4 protein-coding genes are annotated in these 3,356 nt (G+C 68.7%); all 4 read left to right on the plus strand.

Features of this window, described 5'->3' with window-relative positions; genetic code table 11:
- The first annotated feature begins 138 nt into the window (after positions 1 to 138).
- On the plus strand, positions 139 to 657 hold the full coding sequence (locus WBV89_RS13175) for a VOC family protein (RefSeq protein WP_423981809.1): 519 nt from the start codon (positions 139 to 141) through the stop codon (positions 655 to 657).
- Entirely contained in the window at positions 657 to 1,106 is a 450-nt protein-coding gene (locus WBV89_RS13180) for a cupin domain-containing protein (protein ID WP_423981810.1), read from the plus strand. Before WBV89_RS13175 ends, WBV89_RS13180 begins: the two co-directional genes overlap by 1 nt.
- Positions 1,103 to 3,205: a hydantoinase/oxoprolinase family protein gene (locus WBV89_RS13185; RefSeq protein ID WP_423981811.1), complete on the plus strand. Its 2,103-nt coding sequence runs from the start codon at positions 1,103 to 1,105 to the stop codon at positions 3,203 to 3,205. Before WBV89_RS13180 ends, WBV89_RS13185 begins: the two co-directional genes overlap by 4 nt.
- Positions 3,202 to 3,356: hydantoinase B/oxoprolinase family protein (locus tag WBV89_RS13190; RefSeq protein WP_423981812.1), on the plus strand; the 155-nt coding region annotated here is incomplete at its 3' end. The genes WBV89_RS13185 and WBV89_RS13190, both read left to right, overlap by 4 nt.

The following is a 3,356-nucleotide window of genomic DNA, read 5'->3' on the forward strand; positions in this document are numbered from 1 at the left end:
GGCCACCACGGTGCGTGGGGCGGTCCCGTCGCAGCCCCACCGGGCCGACGTGCTCGCACTCCTCGACAGTCGCGCTTGACAACCGAGGGGGCTCCTGGTTTATGGTCTGACCATCAGACCGAATGAAGGAAGCCCAAGATGATCACAGGGATGAACCACGCCGTGCTCTACGTGCGTGACGCTCGTCGTCAGCAGAAGTTCTACGAGGACGTCCTCGACTTCGAGGCCGTCGTCACCGACCCCGGCGGTGGATTCGTCTTCCTGCGGGCCCCCGGGTCCCCGAACCACCACGACCTCGCGTGCTTCACGATCGGAGCGCAGGCGGGCGCGACCACCGCGGGGCGTGAACAGGTCGGGCTCTACCACATCGCCTGGGAGGTGCCGACCCTCGGTGACCTCCAGGAGCACGAGCGTCGGCTCCGCGAGAAGGGCGCGCTCAAGGGTGCCTCCGATCACGGCGTCAACAAGAGCCTCTACGCGATGGACCCCGACGGGATCGAGTTCGAGGTGATGTGGCTGACTCCGCCCGAGCTGTGGGGTGACGAAGAGCACCAGGCGATCGTCCGGCCGCTCGACCTCGACGCCGAGATCGAGAAGTACGGACGCGACCGGACGTCGACGACGCACGTCCCGGCCGCACCGAAGGGAAGCGTCTGATGGCCACCGTCTCGGATGCCGCGTCCCAGTATTGCCACTTCTTCGACGACGCGGCATTCGAGGAGACGACCCGGCCGGGTTTCCGCCGCCGCGTGATCACCGGCGAACGCCTGCAACTCTGCTTCTGGCGGATCGACGGCGGTGCCACCGGTTCGTACATGCACCAGCACGAGGCCCACGAGCAGCTCGGTATCGTCATGCGCGGCGCACTCGATTTCCGGATCGGCGGCGTCGATGACGACACCCGCACGGTGCTGCGTGCCGGCGAGGTCTACCTCGCACCGGACCGCGTCTGGCACGGCGACTCGGTCTTCGTCGGCGACGACGAACTGGACGAGTGCTGGATCCTCGACGTGTTCAGCCCACCCCGTGACGACCTGCGCGATGCACAAGCGGCCGCCGACGTCACCCGCCCCTCAGACCTGCACGACAACGGAGCCGATCGATGAACGACCAAGCCTCAACCACCGCCGACTGGCGCCTCGCCGTCGACATCGGGGGAACCTTCACCGACGTGGTGCTGCTCGACGCAGCATCGGGTGACGTGGTCGTCGACAAGACGCTCACCACCCCGTCGAACCCGCTCGACGGCGTCCGCACCGGGGTGGGGCAGTTGCTGGCCCGCGCCGGGCTGCGTCCCTCCGACGTCACCGCTCCGATCGTGCACGCCACGACGCTGATCACGAACGCCCTGATCGAGGGCAAGACGGGTCGAGCCGGCCTCGTGACGACGCAGGGCTTCGGCGACACGCTGCTGATCCGCGACGAGCACCGCTACGACATGTACGACCTGCAGATCGAGTTCCCGGCGCCTCCGGTCCCACGTGACCGCACCGTCGAGATCGCCGAGCGCACGACGGCGGCCGGCGAGGTCATCCTGCCCCCGAGCGAGGAATCGATGCAGGCCGTCGCCGACGAACTGCGCGCCCTCGAGGTCGAGTCGGTGGGGATCTGCCTCCTCAACTCGTACGTCGATGCGACGAACGAGCGGACGCTCGCCGAATTCCTCGAGCGTGAGCTCGGGGTTCCGGTGTGCATCTCGGCCGACGTGTCGCCCCAGATCCGCGAGTACCCGCGCATGGTCACGACGGCCTGCAACGCCGCCACGATGCCCGTCATCGGGCCGTACCTCGACGAGCTGCAGAAGTGGCTGTCGGGTGAGGGGTTCGGCGGCTCGGTGTTGATGATGCTGTCGAACGGGGGAGTGGTGTCGGCCGACGACGCAGCACGCGTCCCGATCCGACTCGTCGAGAGCGGACCCGCAGCGGGTGCGCTCGCCGGCAAGTGGTTCGCCGAGCGACTCGACATGGACCGTCTGCTCTGTTTCGACATGGGCGGCACCACCGCGAAGGCCTGTCTGATCGACGGCGGTGAGCCCGAGCTCACCAACGTGTTCGAGGTCGCACGCGCCTACCGCTTCAAGAAGGGCTCCGGCTTCCCCGTGTCGGTCCCGTCGGTCGACCTCGTCGAAATCGGCGCCGGTGGCGGATCGCTCGCCTGGGTCGACCAGTTCGGCTTGCTCAAGGTCGGACCCGAGTCGGCCGGCGCCGAGCCGGGTCCTGCGTCCTACGGGCGCGGCGGCACCGTTCCCGCCGTGACCGACTCCGACGTCGTGCTCGGTCTGCTCGATCCGGCGGCGTTCCTCGGTGGCGACATGCCCCTCGACGGAGCGGCCGCAACGGCCGCCGCTGCGAAGGTCGGCGAGTCGCTCGACCTCGACGCGGTCAGCGTCGCGGCGGGCATCCACGAGATCGTCAACCAGAACATGGCCGCTGCCGCTCGGATGCACGCCGTCGAACAGGGCGTCGACCTGCGCGGTGTCTCGATGATCGCCTTCGGTGGCGCCGGCCCGGTCCACGCCTGTGGCGTGGCCGAACTGCTCGAGTCCGACCGGGTGATCTTCCCGGTCAATGCGAGCGTGCTCTCGGCGTTCGGAACGCTGGTGTCGCCGGTTCGCATCGACCTCGCCCGTTCGATGCCCCGCCGTCTCGACGCGATCGACCCCGCCGAGCGCACCGCGTTGCTCGACGATCTCCGCAACGAGGGCCGTCGTGTCCTCGCCGCCGCAGGCTCCTCGGCCGATGCAGCTCGATTCCGCTACGGCCTCGACTGCCGCTACGCAGGACAGGGCAACGAGGTCACCGTGTGGGTCGGCGAGGGCGACGACTGGCCCGTGACCGACGCCGACGTACTCGTCGCCTTCGAGGCCGAGTACAAGCGGATCTTCGGACTCGCCATCCCCGACGTGGCCGTCGAGATCGTCACCTGGCGCCTGGCCGTGTCCGCCGACGCCGATCAGGTCAACCCCGAACCGGTCCCCACGGGTTCCGGTGCCGACCCGGTGTCGCACCGACCGATGGTGTTCGGCCGCGGCATGGATGCCGTCGACGCTCCGGTCTACAAGCGCAACCAACTCGGGGGAGGGGCGACCTTCGCCGGCCCGTGCGTGGTCGAAGAACGTGAAACCACCGCCGTCATCCGTCCCGGATGGAACGTCGAGGTCGGCGCAGACGGCAGCCTCATCGCAACCAGGAGCACAGCATCATGACCATCACAGAAGAGCGTCCGGCGGCGGGTGGGTTCGACCCGATCGAACTCGAGATCTGCTGGCAGAGCCTGATCGCCACGGTCAACGAACAGGCCAAGGCGCTGCAGCGTTCCGCGTTCAGCCCGATCGTCCGCGAGGCGGGCGACCTCGC

The organism is Ilumatobacter sp. (assembly GCF_049588435.1).
In the GTDB taxonomy this organism is placed as follows: Bacteria; Actinomycetota; Acidimicrobiia; order Acidimicrobiales; family Ilumatobacteraceae; genus Ilumatobacter_A.